Source organism: Paraglaciecola sp. (assembly GCF_039943935.1).
Lineage (GTDB): Bacteria > Pseudomonadota > Gammaproteobacteria > Enterobacterales > Alteromonadaceae > Paraglaciecola.
Window position 1 is genome coordinate 1 of sequence record NZ_JBDUZQ010000005.1, and the last position, 17812, is coordinate 17812.

Here is a 17812-nt window from a genome sequence, read left to right on the forward strand (position 1 = left end):
AAAAGCTAAAGCGTTATTGCAACAGGTTTAATATATCGCTAACTCGTTTCCCCAACCAGTTTTATGGCTAAGTTATGCTGCCCGAAATTTACAAAATGTCACCAATTTAAGTAAATTTAAACCATACCCGCCAAATTATTCTCAAACCCAAATGTAGAAAATCATCAAAGAACTTATTCAAATCACTTTCTGCTTGTTGATTGGAGAGTATTTAAGTAATTTATTATTTTGGGTGTCTATGTAAGCTTATGATCTAGTCACACTCACTGAGAGCAACTAATTGTTAGATAGGTTTGTACACACGCAAATCACACCTTTAAATACAGCAATCTAAAGAAAAAATACAAATATATAAGTGGTCACACTCGTCACCATATTTTATATATTTCAGCTTTGCTGATTGATGTGTAAGTGCATGATTTTAAAGGATAAAAGTTGGTACAACCGAGTGGACTCGAACCACCGACCCCCACCATGTCAAGGTGGTGCTCTAACCAGCTGAGCTACGGTTGTATTGGTATAGACGCTTTAAGACTGTGCTTTGAAGCGGCGCGTATAATAACTATGCCTTAATTACTCTGCAAGCCTTTTTTATCTCTACAGGTTTAATCGAGCAGCATTCATACAATTGTCACTATTAGATTAGATATCGCTAGCTGTAAAGAACACTTTAGAATATTTGGATTTAAATTAATGGCTAAATTTGCTGCGGTGAAATATTACAGTTTTTGAATAGCTCTTGCCAAAATCTTAAATGCTCTGTCATTGCATTTGAATATTCCTCAAACTCTAGAGTGTTCTGGGTGTGAATATATTCTTTAAAGGTTTGAGAGAGGTGAGGATGATTTATTAGCTCTTCAAACATAGGTGTGAGCTGATAGTGATAATAATTTAATTGCCCCGCAATGGGCTGTATTTTGTCTATAAAAAACAATCTAAATACGTTGGTAAGGTAGTCAAGCTTTTCATTTCTTTTGCCACTGTTGCACTGTATTTGAGGCGCTTGGTTTTTTAACCAGTTTGTTAGTTGGTTGAGTTGTTCACCAATTAATAATTGTGTGAACCACATTCTTGCTGGTAACGGGTTGTCTAATAACTGTTTTAATTGGGATTCCAACTTAATGTTTGGATTAAGGTTGTTGGCTAATAATTTTATTAAATAGTTTAAAGCTGTTTTTGTTTCATTTAAACCGTCACTAGGAGTGCCATAAATGAGGCCTGTGTTTGTTGAAAAGCTGTGTTTTATTTCATGGCTGGTTTGTATCAGGTTAGTCCATACTTTAGGCCGTTGTTTTTCTTTTAATGTTAACCAATTTGTTAGCTTAGAGTGTAGTTGTGTATCTTTGGTCTTGGTTAGGCAAGCTTGTAGTGCATTGATTAGCTCTGTCTCATATATGTAGCGTGTAGATGGGAGGTGTATTCTCCCAAGTACAGTATTGCGCTGGGCCACTAATGAGTATAGTTCACAGTGTTTAAGTCCATAGAAGTCACTAAGTTTGATCAATGTATTGGGGATGTTTTGCTGCAAACTTGTGATTTTAGGGTAGGGTGGAAGGCTTACTTGCAGCAGTTGTTGTGGTTCTGATTCAAGTATGTTTGCCATACGTTTAGCGTATTCGTTTAGATGGTCGTCTATAGTATCGGCCTTACTACAAGCCAATAACACGCACCCTAAAGCGAAGAGTATTGTTGCCTTTATTAAATGTACTACGCCTTTGTATGTGAAGATAAACTGCGCCCTCCATCTACTGCTAGGATTTGTCCCGTTATATAAGATGCGTCGATTAAAAAGCCAATAGCATCTGCAATATCTTGCATATGTCCTAGTCGTTGTAACGGGATCTGTTCTAATATCTGTTGTTTCTCTTCAGCGTTTAATTCAGTTTCGGGCCATAATATTGCGCCAGGGGCGATACCGTTTACTCTTACCTTAGGAGCGAGTTCAATAGCCAATGATTGGGTCATAGTGACTAGTGCTGATTTAGCCATACAATATAATGTATGGTTTTTTAACGGTTTAGCGGCGTGAATGTCGACCATATTGATAATCACCCCATTATTTAACGTTAGTTTATTTGCGCAATATTGAGATAAAAACAGTGGCCCTTGCATGTTGCTGCCTACTAACCTGTACCAGTCGTCTTCAGAAATACTGCCTATTGGTGTGGGATAAAAAGATGATGCGTTATTAATCAGCACATCTAAACGCCCAAAGGCATTGATAGCCTGTTGTCCAATACTCTCAACAGCTGTTATATCCGACAAACATCCTTGAACAAGTGCTGTTGAGTTAGGTCTGATTTTATTCAGTTGGTGGCTAAGAGCTTCAGCTTCTGCTTTGGATTTATCAAAATGAATTACGATGTTTGAACCTAATGAGTGCAAGTGCTTTGCTGTATGTGCCCCCAGCCGTTTAGCACTGCCTGTAATAAAGGTAACTTTGTTTTTCATTAAATGTCACTAATTCTAGTAGAAACCAAAAGGATATATCTGAATAAAGTCAAAGACTAGGGGATTCTATCTAGCAACATTATCTATATAAATATTACACGAGTTATCAATAACTTAATATTTAGTGGTGAGTGAAGGGTGATTTATTATTTGTATACCTTGTAGTTCTATGTATGGTTATACATAGAACTACAAGGTATTAAATTATGAGTTTGTCTAAAGACTTAGTGGCGGCTTCTTCAACTCCACTTATATTGTCAATTTTAAATAAGGGCGAAAGTTACGGTTATGCGATTATCCAACAAGTGCATGATATGTCAGATGGAGACATTTCTTGGGCAGACGGCATGTTGTATCCCATTTTGCATCGCTTAGAGAAAAAAGAATGGATCGCATCATTTTGGGGAAAAGCTGAAACGGGTCGTAAGCGTAAATATTATCGTTTGCGCGAAGCTGGGCTTGATGAGTTGAAGCAACAACGAAAACAATGGAAGCAATTATCAAATATGATCAGTCAATTGGAGGAGTAACAATGTTCAATTTAGATTTAGCTGTACATCAGTGGTGTGCTGAGGTTTTGAGTTCCTATTCCATTAAAAACAGAAAAATAGATGAGTTGAAAGACCATCTATATTGTTTAATAGAAAAACATGTAGATGATGGTTTAAGCGAGCAAGATGCCTTTTCAGAAGCCGTTAAAAATATTGGTACCCAAGAGGAATTAAAATCTATGTTTGACCAAGACTTAACTTGGCTTAATAAGATGTGTACCTTTGAGTATGGATCAGTAGCTGACAATGCTGCACAAGGTTCGAACTTAATGAAACTACATAAAAGCACACAATTTACTCAAGCTATATTGTGGGCCACAGCTTTATTATCGAGCGCTTGGATTTTAAAAGGTATTGAACAAGCCCAAACTATAACAATGTTAATTTTAGTACCTTTAGCGACAATCAGTATGTTATCGATTCGCCAACAATTTACTAAAATTCGTAAGAAAATTAAGGACTAGATTAACAAACCTTGTTATGAACTATAAAAAGGTTCAGTCAAAGTATTTTATAAAAGTTAGCTCAAGGTGTTACATTCTTTGGTAGATAATTTTCCGATGGAAGTATCTTGTTTAAATTTAAGAAAGTATTGTATATAGAGCTTACCAGTTCTTTATTGGCTATAAATGCAGGTATCCGGCCACCTGGATTACCGCCACCTTGATAACTTATTTCAGTCATACCTTCGGATGTTGGTGTCGCTTTCCACACCCCATGCATATTTGTCATTCTGACAAATTTGGGGTGGTTCAAAATCAATGTACTTCTATCAGATATTTCGATTTTTACAGTGCCTTCGCTGTAAGTCGTATTTGAGTAAGTCACCATATCTCTATCTTTTATGGGCCACGGTGCTGCGAAGAAACTATGAACTAACCTTTCAGACGTTGATATTTTTTCTAATATTGTAACTTTACTGCAATTATGAACCCATTTTGGAGTTGATTCGATATCATCAAAAAGTGCGATTAATGCCAAAGGATGAACTTGTATTTGTGTTATTGCCAAAATTTGGCTGTAACCAGATTCTGTTGTTTGACTATATACACTGACATTATTTTTTTGTTTTTTTAGCGTCCAGTTATCTGCATGGCTTGTGGGACTTATAGATAAACATATAAAGAGTATGAGGTATGCCATAGTTTTTGGTGTTGAGCATTGCATCGATGAACCTTATTTCGTTATAATATGAGGCATTGCTTTGATAGTAGCAGAGCGTTTTTTCTATAAGCACCCTTTTTTGGGTGTTTTTTATTTTTATCAATCGGTTTCATTCACACAAAACTGATTCTACATATTCGCATGTGGCGCTTGGTAGGTGTCACCACTGCATTAAGGATTTCTATATGCCCGTAATTACTCTTCCCGATGGCAGTCAACGCCAATTTGATCACGCAGTTTCTGTACTTGATGTTGCAAACGATATAGGCCCAGGTTTAGCTAAGGCAACTATAGCTGGCAAAGTAGACGGTGTTCGAGTTGATGCTTGTGACCCTATTGAGCATGATGCAAAACTACAGATTATCACAGCAAAAGATGAAGATGGTCTTGAAATTATTCGTCACTCTTGTGCGCATTTAATTGGTCATGCAATTAAACAATTGTACCCAGATGTAAAAATGGCAATTGGTCCTACGATTGATAACGGCTTTTATTACGATATCGATATGGAACATTCATTAAACGATGATGATTTAGTAAAAATAGAAAAGCGCATGTTACAACTGGCAAAAACTAATTATCCAGTTGTTAAAAAGGTTGTTAGTTGGCAAGAAGCTCGCGATGCTTTTGAAGCTCGTGGCGAAACGTACAAAATTCAAATTCTTGATGAAAATATAGATAAGGATGATAAGCCTGGTTTGTATCACCATGAAGAGTATATTGATATGTGTCGTGGTCCACACGTTCCTAATATGCGCTTTTGCCAGCACTTTAAGTTAATGAAGGTGGCTGGTGCATATTGGCGCGGTGATAGTGACAATAAAATGTTGCAACGTATATATGGTACCGCTTGGGCTGATAAAAAACAGTTAAAAGGTTACCTAAACCGCCTAGAAGAAGCAGAAAAACGCGATCACCGTAAAATTGGTAAGGCCTTAGATTTATTTCATTGGCAAGAAGAAGCGCCTGGTATGGTCTTCTGGCACAATGATGGTTGGACTATTTATCGAGAGCTAGAAAATTATGCTCGAGAACAGCTTGTCAAGTACGGCTATGATGAAATTAAAGCCCCACTAATTATGGATGTCAGTATGTGGGAAAAATCTGGTCACTGGGATAAATATCAAGAAAATATTTTTGCTACTGAATCTGAAAAAAGAACTTATGCCGTCAAGCCTATGAATTGCCCTGGGCACGTTCAAATTTTCAACCAAGGCCTAAAATCTTATCGAGATTTACCTTTGCGTATGGCTGAATTTGGTGTCGTACATAGAAATGAGCCGTCTGGATCATTGCATGGATTGATGAGAGTTAGAAGTTTCACTCAGGATGATGCTCATGTTTTTTGTACTGAAGAACAAATATTAAAAGAAGTAACGGGTTGTATCGACATGGTATACGACACCTATAAAACGTTTGGTTTTGAAAAAGAAAGTATTGTCGTAAAATTGTCTACTCGTCCAGAAAAGCGTATTGGGTCAGATGAAATTTGGGATAAATCTGAAGCAGCGCTTGCAGATGCGTTAAAAGCCAATGATATAAATTTTGATTACCAGCCAGGAGAAGGTGCCTTCTATGGTCCTAAAATCGAATTCACTCTTTTTGATTGTTTAGAACGCGCCTGGCAATGTGGCACCATTCAGTTAGATTTCTCTATGCCTGCTAGATTAGGGTCAACTTATGTAGCTGAAGATGGTGAGCGTAAAGTACCGGTCATGATCCACAGAGCTATTTTAGGATCACTAGAGCGTTTTATCGGTATTTTAATCGAGGAATACGCTGGACTTTTCCCGCTTTGGTTAGCGCCAACTCAAGCCGTGGTGATGAATATTACGGATAAACAGGCCGATTATTCCAATAAAGTAGTGAAAAAGTTAAAAGAAAGTGGGATTAGGGCTAAGTCGGACTTGAGAAATGAGAAGATAGGCTTTAAAATCCGCGAGCACACGCTAATGCGTGTCCCTTATTTGCTTGTTGTTGGCGATAAAGAGATGGAAAGTGGTGAAATTGCCGTGCGTTCACGCAAAGGTGATGACCTCGGAAAAATGTCTATAGATAAGTTTATAGAAATGGCATCGTCAGAAGTCAACAACAAAGCGATTTGATTAATCTTTTGGAGGAATAACATATTAAAGGCGCTAACATGAAGGCTAAAGATTCGAACAAAGCTCGAATTAATGAAGAAATTACATTAAATGAAGTTCGTTTAGTAGGTAAAGATGGTGAACCATTAGGCGTTGTGTCTATAACAGAAGCCATGGGTACCGCTGAACAGGCAAATTTAGATTTGGTTGAAATTAGCCCTAATGCTGAGCCGCCAGTATGTAAAGTAATGGATTACGGTAAGTTCTTGTTTGAAAAAAGCAAGACACTTAAAGAGCAAAAGAAGAAGCAAAAGCAAATTCAGGTCAAGGAGATTAAATTTCGCCCTGGCACTGATGAAGGCGATTACCAGGTAAAACTGCGCAACCTGCGTCGCTTTCTAGAAGCGGGTGACAAGGCCAAAGTAACGATACGTTTTCGCGGTCGAGAAATGGCGCACCAAGAGATTGGCATAGAACAGCTGAAACGTGTAAGAGCGGATTTAGAAGATATTGCCAACTGCGAATCTTTCCCGCATAGGGTTGAGGGTCGTCAGATGATCATGGTGCTTGCCCCAATTAAGAAGTAGTTAAGGTCTACAAGTAGTTCGGATTCTGCACCCGTTCTCACCTTGCTGCTAAACATGAAACTTAGACTTTGCGTTTCTGCAAAACAAAAAGTCATTAACAATGCGGAGTTTTAGCAATGCCTAAAATGAAATCCAACAGTGGAGCTGCCAAGCGTTTTAGAAAAACCGCTTCAGGTCGCTTTAAAAGTAAACAGTCTCACTTGCGTCATATTTTGACCAAGAAGAGTTCTAAGCGTAAACGTCACTTACGTGGCAAAAAACTAGCCCATGTGGCTGACACTGCGTTGATTCAACGCATGTTACCTTACGTTTAAAACAGGAGACTAGAAAATGGCAAGAGTAAAACGTGGTGTTGTTGCACGTGCCCGTCACAAAAAGGTACTAAAGCAAGCCAAAGGTTATTATGGAGCTCGTAGTCGAGTTTATCGCGTTGCTGTACAAGCAGTAACAAAAGCTGGTCAATATGCATATCGTGACCGTCGTCAACGTAAACGTCAATTCCGTCAATTATGGATTGCACGTATAAACGCGGCGTCTCGTCAAAATGGTTTATCTTATAGCCGTTTCATCAATGGTTTGAAAAAAGCCTCTGTTGAAATCGATCGTAAGATCTTAGCCGATATTGCGGTACATGATAAAAATGCATTTAGCGCATTAGTAGATGCTGCTAAAGGTGCATTAGCTTAATTCTTTAAACAATTAAGTTTAAGTTCTTTCACAGAAACGGCGAACCAGGATGGTTCGCCGTTTTTTTATGGGTCATATAAATTAGTTTTTAGTGAGTTAGCTTCCAATTGTTTCAATTAACATTTAAGCACAACGACCTATAATCTCCCTTGATAAGTGCTATTTAAAGCCTCTCTTAGTGGACACTCAATATCAGATCTTGGTATTACTTATCAACGTGATACTTTAGTCAAAAAAACCTTTAAAAATCCGTAGTTTCCGTATATTACGTATAGCCTCGCTATGTAGCTTTCGTGTAGAATTACCGGCTCTTAAAAATGTCTGTTCATGTGCTGTAACTTTATAGCCTGACTTAATATATAAAATGTAATTCGAGGATACTATGGATCTTGATGCCATAATCAAAGAAGCCGAAGCACAAATTAACCTTGCACAAGATGTAAACACACTTGATGGGGTGCGTGTGGAGTTCATGGGTAAAAAAGGTCGAATGACAGAGTTGCTTAAAGGTTTAGGTAAACTGTCTAATGAAGAACGCCCTGCGGCTGGTCAAAAAATCAATATGGCCAAGCAACAAATTCAAAAACTTATTCAAGCCAGAGGCGATACACTGCGCACTGAAGAGTTAAATAAAAAGTTAGCCGCTGAAACCATAGACGTAACGTTACCGGGTAGAGGGCAATCGCGTGGTGGTTTACATCCAGTCACTCGTACCATTAATCGTATTGAAAGCTTTTTTAATGAGTTAGGTTTTAGCGTTAAAACGGGCCCTGAGGTTGAAGATGGGTTTCATAACTTTGATGCTTTGAATATCCCTGCCAACCACCCAGCAAGAGCTGATCACGATACATTTTACTTTAACCCAGATGTAATGTTACGTACCCAAACTTCGGGTGTGCAAATACGTACTATGGAGCATGAACAGCCCCCATTACGTATTATTTCTCCTGGTCGTGTTTATAGAAATGATTATGATCAAACTCATACGCCTATGTTTCATCAGGTTGAGGGCTTGATGGTTGATAAGAACGTGAGTTTTGCTGAGTTAAAAGGGATTTTACATGACTTCCTCAATAACTTTTTTGAACAAGATTTACAGGTAAGATTTCGTCCTTCTTATTTTCCTTTTACTGAACCTTCTGCTGAAGTGGATGTTATGGGTAAAAATGGCAAATGGTTAGAAGTGTTGGGTTGTGGAATGGTACACCCAAATGTACTTAAAGCCGTTAATATCGACCCTGAAGTTTATACCGGTTTTGCTTTTGGTATGGGGGTAGAGCGCTTAACTATGTTGCGTTACGAAGTGAACGATTTACGAGCATTTTTTGAAAACGATCTTCGTTTCCTCAAGCAGTTTAATTAGGTCGAGCCAAGAATATGAAATTTAGTGAAAAGTGGTTAAGAGAGTGGGTAAACCCTGAAGTATCTACCGAAGAGTTATCTGAGCAGCTAAGTATGGCTGGTCTTGAAGTTGATGATGTTGAAGCCGTAGCAGGTGAGTTTTCTGGTGTAGTAGTGGGTGAAGTGGTTGAATGTGGCCAACACCCTGATGCAGATAAATTACAAGTTACCAAAATCAACGTTGGTGAAGAAGAGTTATTAGATATTGTCTGTGGAGCACCCAATTGCCGCAAAGGTATCAAGGTTGCAGTGGCTAAAGTAGGTGCTGTTTTACCTGGCAACTTTAAAATTAAAAAAGCCAAGTTACGAGGTCAACCTTCGTTTGGAATGTTATGCAGTTTCTCTGAGCTTGGTATATCTGATGACCATGATGGTATTTTAGAATTGCCTGAAGATGCTGAAGTCGCTCAAGATATTAGAGAGTACTTACAGCTTGATGATGTATCAATTGAAGTTGATTTAACGCCAAATAGAGCTGATTGTTTAGGTATAAAAGGTTTAGCCCGTGAAGTTGGTGTATTAAACCAGATCGAAGTGACTGAGCCAGAAGTTAAAGACGTAGAGGCTCAGATTCATGACGTTAGAGCCATTTCTTTAGAGGCTCCAGAAGCTTGCCCTAGATATTTAGGACGAGTGATTAAAAATGTCAACGTGACAGCGTCTTCACCACTGTGGATGGTCGAAAAATTACGTCGCTCAGGGATAAGGAGTATTGACCCTGTAGTCGATGTCACTAACTTTGTTTTATTAGAGTTAGGCCATCCGATGCATGCCTTTGATAACGATAAAATCAAAGGTGATGTTATTGTTCGTTTAGCAAAAGAGTCAGAAAAACTAACATTATTGGATAGCAATGAAGTGACCTTAAAAAGCAATACCTTAGTCATTGCTGATAGTGAGAAATCCTTAGCGATGGCTGGTATTTTTGGTGGTCTTGATTCAGGTGTTACAATTGAGACCAAAGACATTTTCTTAGAAAGTGCATTTTTTGACCCAGATTTTATTATGGGTAAGGCTCGTCAATATGGTTTACATACCGATGCGTCGCACCGCTATGAGAGAGGTGTCGATCCACAATTGCAAAAAGTTGCAATGGAAAGAGCCAGTGCTTTACTACTCGATATTGTAGGCGGTGAAGCCGGACCAATAGTTGAAGCGGTAGCTGAATCACATGTACCTACTAATCGTGCTGTGGTACTTAGACATAGCCGTCTTACAAAAGTACTTGGTGTAGATATATCAGTAGAAAAAGTAACCGATATAATTGAACGTTTAGGGTTTGGGGTTTCATTTGATAATCAAATCTGGAATATAGATGTACCACCTTATCGATTTGATATTAGTATTGAAGAAGATCTTATCGAAGAAGTGGCGAGAGTTTACGGTTACAATAATATTCCTCATATTGCGCCTGTAGCTAGTTTACAAATGTCTAAGCACCAAGAGCAAAAGGTGCAGCTAAATCAATTGAAAAGTAGTTTGGTAGAAAATGACTATCAAGAAGCTATTACATATTCGTTTATTGATCCTAAGGTACAAGGAGCCTTGTATCCTGATGTTGAAGGAATGGCTCTGCCTCATCCTATATCATCAGAAATGTCGACTATGCGAGTAAGTTTGTGGACTGGCTTACTTCAAGCCGTGTCTTATAATCAAAAACGTCAACAATCAAGAGTACGCTTGTTTGAATCAGGATTGCGTTTTGTACCTGATACCAGTGAAAAAACGGGTGTAAGACAAGAGCTAGTAATAAGTGGTGTTATTGCTGGACCTGTAGCAGAAGAAAGCTGGGATAGCCCAACCAAAGCTGTAGACTTTTACGATGTAAAGTCTGATATTGAAAATGTATTGAATGCTGCCGGTGTGACCAAATACCGCTTTGAGTTGTGTCTACATAGCCCATTACATCCGGGGCAAAGTGCTGCAATCTATACTGGTGATAACCTCATAGGTTACTTAGGTGCAGTACACCCTCAATTTGAAAAATTATTAGGTTTACATGGCCGTTCTTTTGTTTTTGAATTAGAACTTGCTGCTTTAGGTCTTAAGACTTTACCTAGTGCAGAAGAAATTTCAAAGTTTCCAGCAAATAGACGTGACATTGCAATTGTTGTAGACAATGATAAAGTAGTAGGGGATATATTGAATTGCATAGAAAATTCTGGCGTAAATCAATTGGTTGGCCTAAACTTGTTCGATGTATATACAGGTAATGGAATTGCAGAAGGTAAGAAAAGTTTAGCAATTTCTCTGACATTGCAGGACAAAACTAGAACACTAGAAGAAAATGATATTCAGGCCGCAGTTGATAGTATTTTAGCTGTGTTGTCAGACAAGTTTGAAGCATCTTTGAGGGATTGACCGGTATGGCGTTAACCAAAGCCGAAATGGCGGAACATTTATTTGAAAAACTAGGGATTAATAAGCGCGATGCTAAAGATCTTGTTGAGATATTTTTTGAAGAAGTTCGTGAAGCCTTAGAGTCTGGCGAACAAGTAAAACTGTCGGGCTTTGGTAATTTTGACTTAAGAGAAAAAAGTGAAAGGCCTGGAAGAAACCCCAAAACAGGGGAAGATATTCCAATAAAGGCTAGAAGAGTGGTGACATTTAGGCCGGGTCAAAAGCTTAAAAGTAGAGTTGAGAACTCAAAGCCGACAGATTAAGTGTTTGTGGATACAAAAAACCGGTTAAGGCATTAGTCTTAACCGGTTTTTTTATTGTATTAATAATCTCTTACAGTACCGACACCAAGGCTTTAGCTAAAGTATCCACATTACTCTTGCTAATCCCTGCAATATTAACTCTGCTTGAGCCCACAAAATATACACTGTGCTTATCTCTTACAGCCTGTACTTGCTCTGGCGTTATACACAAGAACGAAAACATGCCTTTTTGTTTAGTGATAAAACTAAAGTCTTTGCTCGCGCCATTTTCATTAAGTTTGTCTAATAGTAATTGGCGTAGGCTAGACATACGCAAGCGCATGGATTCAACTTCATTAACCCATTCAGTTTTTAATACTTCATTAGATAAAATGATGTCAACCAATGCTCCGCCGTATGATGGGGGCATTGAGTAATTGCCGCGTGCCACACTTTGTATTTGGGATTGTACAACTTTTCGTGTAACAGTGCTGGCTGTTACAATAGCCGCTAGACCAACACGCTCTCTGTATAAACCAAAGTTTTTAGAACAAGACGCAGCTATAAGAACTTCTGGAAGGTTTGAAGTTAATAAGCGCAAACCATAAGCATCTTCATCTAAACCATCACCAAAGCCTAAGTAGGCAACATCAATAAAAGGTATAAACCCACGGTTTTGAGCAATTTCTAATACTTTATCCCATTGTTCATTAGTTAAGTCTGCTCCAGTGGGGTTATGGCAGCAGCCATGTAACAGAACAATGTCATCTTTATCAACTTTTTCTAGGCAAGCAACCATAGCGTCAAAATTAATACCTGCTGTTTCTTTGTCAAAGTAAGTGTAGGTTGCTAACTCTAATCCCGCATTTTGTATTAACGGAATATGGTTAGCCCAAGTTGGATCGCTTACCCATACTTTGGCATTGCTATTACAGCGCTTTAGTAAATCAGACAAAATACGCAATGAACCGGTACCACCAGGGGCTTGCACCGCAGCAACACGATCTTCTAACAATGCCGTATGACCTTTACCCAATAGTAATGATAGAAACCCATCAATATATCCTTGGTTACCTTGGGGTGGGATATACGTTTTAGAAGTCTCTTTCTCTAGAAGAATACCTTGTGCCTTTGCCACACTAGTAAAAATAGGGGTATTACTTTGTTCGTCTTTATATACACCAACACCTAAATCTATTTTATTTGGATTGGTGTCAGCTTTAAATGCAGTGGATAAACCTAAAATAGGGTCGGCTGGTAGCTGAGGCAAGACGTCAAACATGATGTTCCTTAAATGATCTTTAAAAAAAGCTTAATAGGCGCGTATTATGACACCACGTAATTAAAAAACGAGTTGAATTTGCACTAATTTATACTGAAATTGTAATATTGACTTGAAGTACAGTTTGCTTCGCTATCGTAGGTCTTTTCGTGCCAAAATACATTGTCTTCTTTATCAACCTTCAAAACTGTAGAAGAGCGTGTGCCATATTCATTTCCTTGGATAAAGATAGAAGATACATAGCGCTCCCATTCAATTGAGACTCCTGTTTTTGGAAGTTCTTCATCTGGCGCTTTAGAGGTATCTAATAGCAGTTCAAATAAAATATTAGAGTGAATGTCGTGGCCATCTTTGCAGTATGCTTCTAGTGCAGCCACGCCTTTATTGATTTTTGGCCAAGGGCTGTTTAGATCAGCATTTGATAATCCGTAATAACCTTCGGTTAAAGGTTGTAGTTCGTTAGAGTGGTTATTATAAACAGTTAGGTTATCCCATTTGCCAAAAAGCAGGTTATAACCATTATAGTTAGCTCTACTATTAGTTAACTGCTGCCCATATCTATCAACAGGTTGATGGAGATAGTTGCTAACTAACTCTCCTCGGGAAATAGCGTCAAGGCTTACTTTATTTGGATCTCGAATATTTGTTAGAGAAGCTAAATAACCTTGTTTATTGATCCCCATCCATGTTCCGCCAGCGAGCAGATCTTTGCCTGCAAGTATATTATGCTTAGGCTTCCAATAATGAGACTCTGCTGTTTCTCGTGCAAAATACTCATCACGGTTAGCTGCAATGATTAATGGATAATCTTTATGCTGGTTAATAGCTACAAACAAAATACACATTGCTCAAAAAACCTTACAATTATTTTATCTTTAATTTATCAACATTTAAAAACAGGCTTTCTGTTTTCTCTAAAAACTCTTGGGTATCTATACTACCTGTAACATCATATGTTGGAGGTAATAATATAGGGTCGTACATGGGACGAGGATTAAAATCCCCACTGTTTAAAAAGCCCAAAACATAAATCGGTGTGGTTATGGTGGCGGTCATCAAAAAAGAAATGATATTTCTCCGTCTATTCGTTTGATGAAACCCTATAAACAAAGTTAACCAAATAAACCCACCAGTCAACACAGCTAATAACAATAGCTCAAGCCAAGCAAACCAACCTCCGGGATGAATATTAAATATGACGATATTTTTACTCAACAATAGAACATTGACGAACAAAAACATTAACAAGGTTAAGTTAACTTGACTGATTAAATGACTTTCTTTTTTTACGACCTTGGCAAGTACTGCAAAGCATAATGGCCATATGCAAAATGCAGCTAATTCACTAAGCTCGGTTGGTAATGCTTTAAGTATATTAAACTCGTTTACACTACTGAAAAATTGTAATACTAGCATCAGCCCTAAACACATCATGGATAATGCCACTGCAAGGGGAACTCGATTTAACCAACTTAAATTTTCTTCTAATTCACTTAGTGGGATTGCTTCAGCTAATGGCGCTTTGGTATCTATAATCCGTAAACGGGTACGGCCTACTTTAATAATGTCTTGTGGGTTTAATTTTGCCTGAGTAACAAACTTATTATTAACTTTGATGCCATTTGCAGATTTACAATCATTTACCATTAGAAGACCTGATTCAGGGTCCATAGCTACCAACATATGACTGGGACACACGTAAGGGTCATCTAGACGTAAATCATTATTAAAATCACGGCCAACATTCACATAATCTTGTTCAAATTTAAAATGTTTGAGAGGGATATTTTTTCTAGATAAAAGCTCTAAAACTATTGCCATGATATTGAATCCATAAATTTTTGCGAAAATACCAAAGCGGAGTCTTTGGTTACGCCAGCTAATGTGTAGTGGCTTAAAAGTCCTTTGTCTTCATGATCTATGCTAGCACCCACAAATAACACATCATATAACTCGTCAAACTCTTTATACGCCCTAACACAAAATACCGTTTTATTCGTCACTCCATGGCGGTTTGTAACTTTATCTTCTTCACATTCAAAGTTAGTTACATCATCTTTAGAGGCATTGTTACTAGCGCCAGCACCGGTGATACTATGAGTGAAAAAATTATAAAAGCGATGTTTACCAAGTGACTTCCCATCTAGCCATTCAAATTCGAGCTCTAAACCTCCAGTACGTAATCCGCTATGGACGTAAATTTGTTCATCAAGTTGACAACTGCTTTCTACTGATAAATATAAGGCTTGCCTGTCACTGGTATTTGAGCCTCCCCAGCAAGATATGAACTCCGTAATATTAGCAGGTACTAATGCCTCACCTAACACACTTGTGGGCCAATCTCGCATTTTCAATCTATCAATAAGAACCTGTTGATTGGCTTTTATCTGTTGTTGTAGGCGAGGTTTTAATTGGTCGTTATTAAGTGGAGCTAAGTGTTGACTTTCTAATAAGCCTAATACTTTCGATAATGGGATTAAAAAACCGATCTGATTTCCCGCTGTGGCAACGTTAACACCCATAACTTCACCTAAATCATTTACCACAGGCCCGCCGCTCATACCTGGGTTAATTGAACCAGTAAAATGAATACGTTGGTAAAAACTATTTTTCTTTAAGCCATTGAAGGTACCTGGTACTACTATCATGCCTAAATCATGGGGGTTACCCAAAGAGTATATGTCGCTGCCTTGTTCTGGTAGCGTCGTTGCGATAGGGAAAGCCGCCTCTTCTGCAAGCTTCAATTTTCTGACGAGGGCTAAATCATTGACAACATCTACATCAACGAGTTGCAGCTCTCCCTCGCTACCATCATTTGCCATATACTCGATTCTAAATTTATCGGGGTTATATACGTATTCAGACACAACGTGGTAATTGGTAACAATATTACCTTTTAGATCTACCTGAAAACCTGAGCCGATTGAGGATTTGTTGCCAGATTCAAGTTCTATGATTTTTATTTGAAAAAGCGCGGTGCGGTGTTGCCCAAATAAGCTTTGAGCGGTTTGTTGACTATGGGCGATAACACTAACAAAAAACAACAAAAATACTAAAATTTTCAATATATGGCTTCCATCGATAATGAATACTAGTTCATGTAGGCTTAACAATTAATGCAATATTTTGTTTACATTAGGTGTGATACCAGTCATGAAGGCTTATCCCCTTAGTGTAAATTGCGCAACGTCATATTGAAATGGTTTAAAGCGTAAAACCTTTCATTCTTTCTATAGAATCTTTTCAAATTTACTGATTGATGATTAATTTTATAGAGGCTAGTGACCAAGCTCATGCTATTTTACTTTAAAAGGTTGGAATAGTAATTCAGAATACTTTGGCATTTATTGGGTTCACTATTATTTTATTATAAGAAAAACCAGATCAAGTTTGGTGCTTTGCAATATATAAGTACAATACGCCATAATTAATGAAGTTAATTTCCACTCAGTTAATCGATGTGGATTACATCAAATAAAATTTACTTACTGATATCGTGCCAGCCACGGAGAATAAAGATTGAAAAATAAAGGTTTTACCACTCGCCTAGTACATGCTGATCGCATGGTTAATGCCCCTGAAAGTGGAGCAGTCCATCAAGCCACAACAAACTCAGTATTGTTTGAGTTTAAAGAGGCGCAAGACATAGTTGATGTATTTCAAGGTAAAAAAGCGGGGCATGTCTACGGGCGCTCATCTACAGGCTCTAATGTTGCATTACAGAATATACTCAACCATTTAGAAGGTGGAGTAGGGGCGATAACATTTGCAACGGGGATGGCGGCTATAACTGCGACAATGTTGAGTTTGTTTAAAGCTGGTGACCACATAATTGTGAGCCATTTCTTGTTTGGTAACACTCGAAGCCTTATAGAAACAATGGGGTCTCTGGGTATCGAAATCAGTTTTGTTGATGTTACGGATGTCATAAATGTTAAGTCTGCTTTCAAAGGTAATACCAAAGCCGTGTATTTGGAAACCATTGCTAATCCAGTTACACAAGTCGCAGATTTAAGAGCAATAGGGCAGTTATGTGATGCTCAAAATGCATTGTTTTTGGTAGATAACACCATGACGCCGGCCAATATGTTTGACGCTAAATCAGTACTAGCGTCGCTTACTATTGGTTCCTTGACCAAGTATATATCTGGGCACGGCAATGTACTCGGCGGTGCGGTGATTGATACAGGACTTTTTAATTGGCAAGTCTTTGAAAACATCTTGCCTCTGTACCGGGGTACTGAAGTTGCACAGTGGGGGTTAACCCAAATTAAGAAGAGAGGATTGCGTGACATGGGAGCGACCTTGTCGCCTACATCTGCTCACGCGATATCGGTGGGCATAGAAACATTAGTACTTCGCACCGAGAAAACCTGTGAAAACGCTATGCGTTTAGCCTCTTATTTACATGGGCATAAACATGTTGCAGCTGTCTACTACCCTGGGTTAGCCGATCACCCTCAGCACTTTTTAGCCAGAGAGCACTTTAAAGGATACGGTGGGATTCTAAGTTTTGATTTAACCGATAATATCGATCCTATAGCATTTTTGAATGCGTTAAATTTGGTGATTTGTGCAACCCACTTAGGTGACACTCGCACTTTAGCCCTTCCTGTTGCTTCAACAATCTATTTCGAATGTAGCGAAGAGCAAAGACAGGAAATGAATGTGAGTGACAATATGATTAGAATGTCTATTGGTATAGAAGATATTGATGACCTTGTGGCTGATTTTGAACAAGCGTTTACACAGTTTTAAGCATGAATCATAGTGCTGAATATGCCTAACTTTAGGAGTGTTCAGCGTTTCTTAATTAAGTTAAGTTTATGTAATTCCTAATATTTTGTAGTTCGACTAATACATGTATTACCTAATAGCAGTATGTTTAATTACTTCACTTCGAAATAAATGGCTAGTATTGCAAGGTAAATATGAAGGGTATACTCTAATTTTAAGCCTATAA

The 17812-nt window shown here is 38.2% G+C and carries 17 protein-coding genes and 1 tRNA gene; 10 read left to right on the plus strand and 8 right to left on the minus strand.

Annotation, left to right across the window (positions count from 1 at the left end; genetic code table 11):
* Positions 1–436: 436 nt before the first annotated feature.
* The 3 genes from ABJD71_RS03115 to ABJD71_RS03125 all read right to left on the minus strand — a co-directional run bounded on the left by ABJD71_RS03115 (position 437) and on the right by ABJD71_RS03125 (position 2451).
* Positions 437–513 (minus strand) — tRNA-Val (locus ABJD71_RS03115).
* Positions 514–697: 184 nt separating this feature from the next.
* Positions 698–1660 (minus strand): DUF3080 family protein, encoded by a 963-nt coding sequence (locus ABJD71_RS03120; RefSeq protein ID WP_348164404.1) that lies wholly within the window; start codon positions 1658–1660, stop codon positions 698–700.
* A gap of 47 nt (positions 1661–1707) precedes the next feature.
* The gene (locus tag ABJD71_RS03125; RefSeq protein WP_348164407.1) at positions 1708–2451 is read right to left on the minus strand and encodes a pteridine reductase; all 744 of its coding nucleotides are present in this window, start codon (positions 2449–2451) and stop codon (positions 1708–1710) included.
* A 206-nt stretch (positions 2452–2657) separates the two neighbouring features.
* Between ABJD71_RS03125 and ABJD71_RS03130 the strand changes: the two genes are divergently transcribed.
* Entirely contained in the window at positions 2658–2981 is a 324-nt protein-coding gene (locus tag ABJD71_RS03130; RefSeq protein ID WP_348164410.1) for a helix-turn-helix transcriptional regulator, read from the plus strand.
* 2 nt (positions 2982–2983) lie between these two features.
* Positions 2984–3466, plus strand: a complete 483-nt coding sequence (locus ABJD71_RS03135) for a permease prefix domain 1-containing protein (RefSeq protein WP_348164413.1) — start codon at positions 2984–2986, stop codon at positions 3464–3466.
* Between the two features lie 61 nt (positions 3467–3527).
* On the opposite strand, the gene ABJD71_RS03140 is transcribed toward ABJD71_RS03135, so the two are convergent.
* Complete coding sequence (locus ABJD71_RS03140; protein ID WP_348164416.1) at positions 3528–4169, minus strand: START domain-containing protein; 642 nt, start codon at positions 4167–4169, stop codon at positions 3528–3530.
* 182 nt (positions 4170–4351) lie between these two features.
* On the opposite strand from ABJD71_RS03140, the gene thrS reads away from it, so the two are divergent.
* The 7 genes from thrS (at position 4352) to ihfA (ending at position 11588) form a co-directional block, all read left to right on the plus strand.
* Positions 4352–6271, plus strand: a complete 1920-nt coding sequence (thrS, locus tag ABJD71_RS03145) for a threonine--tRNA ligase (protein ID WP_348164419.1) — start codon at positions 4352–4354, stop codon at positions 6269–6271.
* A 38-nt stretch (positions 6272–6309) separates the two neighbouring features.
* Positions 6310–6837 carry a translation initiation factor IF-3 gene (gene infC, locus ABJD71_RS03150; RefSeq protein ID WP_348112434.1) on the plus strand — a complete coding sequence of 176 codons (528 nt, stop codon included), beginning with the start codon at positions 6310–6312 and terminating at the stop codon, positions 6835–6837.
* Positions 6838–6953: 116 nt separating this feature from the next.
* Complete coding sequence (rpmI, locus tag ABJD71_RS03155; protein WP_133470421.1) at positions 6954–7151, plus strand: 50S ribosomal protein L35; 198 nt, start codon at positions 6954–6956, stop codon at positions 7149–7151.
* Positions 7152–7167: 16 nt separating this feature from the next.
* Positions 7168–7524 (plus strand): 50S ribosomal protein L20, encoded by a 357-nt coding sequence (gene rplT / locus ABJD71_RS03160; RefSeq protein ID WP_133470422.1) that lies wholly within the window; start codon positions 7168–7170, stop codon positions 7522–7524.
* Between the two features lie 382 nt (positions 7525–7906).
* A complete protein-coding gene (gene pheS, locus ABJD71_RS03165) occupies positions 7907–8887 on the plus strand; it encodes a phenylalanine--tRNA ligase subunit alpha (protein ID WP_348164422.1) in 981 nt (326 codons plus the stop codon).
* 14 nt (positions 8888–8901) lie between these two features.
* The gene (gene pheT / locus ABJD71_RS03170) at positions 8902–11286 is read left to right on the plus strand and encodes a phenylalanine--tRNA ligase subunit beta (RefSeq protein ID WP_348164425.1); all 2385 of its coding nucleotides are present in this window, start codon (positions 8902–8904) and stop codon (positions 11284–11286) included.
* Positions 11287–11291: 5 nt separating this feature from the next.
* The gene (gene ihfA / locus ABJD71_RS03175; RefSeq protein WP_348164428.1) at positions 11292–11588 is read left to right on the plus strand and encodes an integration host factor subunit alpha; all 297 of its coding nucleotides are present in this window, start codon (positions 11292–11294) and stop codon (positions 11586–11588) included.
* A 70-nt stretch (positions 11589–11658) separates the two neighbouring features.
* Here ihfA and ABJD71_RS03180 read toward each other — a convergent pair whose 3' ends face one another.
* From ABJD71_RS03180 to ABJD71_RS03195, 4 genes are all read right to left on the minus strand, one after another.
* Positions 11659–12849, minus strand: coding sequence for an amino acid aminotransferase (locus ABJD71_RS03180; protein WP_348164431.1), 1191 nt, complete (start codon positions 12847–12849; stop codon positions 11659–11661).
* Between the two features lie 83 nt (positions 12850–12932).
* The gene (locus ABJD71_RS03185) at positions 12933–13694 is read right to left on the minus strand and encodes an NRDE family protein (RefSeq protein ID WP_348164434.1); all 762 of its coding nucleotides are present in this window, start codon (positions 13692–13694) and stop codon (positions 12933–12935) included.
* A gap of 19 nt (positions 13695–13713) precedes the next feature.
* Positions 13714–14670, minus strand: coding sequence for an FHA domain-containing protein (locus ABJD71_RS03190; RefSeq protein WP_348164437.1), 957 nt, complete (start codon positions 14668–14670; stop codon positions 13714–13716).
* Entirely contained in the window at positions 14661–15914 is a 1254-nt protein-coding gene (locus ABJD71_RS03195) for a serine protease (protein WP_348164440.1), read from the minus strand. The genes ABJD71_RS03190 and ABJD71_RS03195 overlap by 10 nt, the downstream gene beginning before the upstream one ends.
* Positions 15915–16368: 454 nt before the next feature.
* On the opposite strand from ABJD71_RS03195, the gene ABJD71_RS03200 reads away from it, so the two are divergent.
* Positions 16369–17607, plus strand: a complete 1239-nt coding sequence (locus tag ABJD71_RS03200; protein WP_348164443.1) for a cystathionine gamma-synthase family protein — start codon at positions 16369–16371, stop codon at positions 17605–17607.
* The last annotated feature ends 205 nt before the right edge of the window (positions 17608–17812 follow it).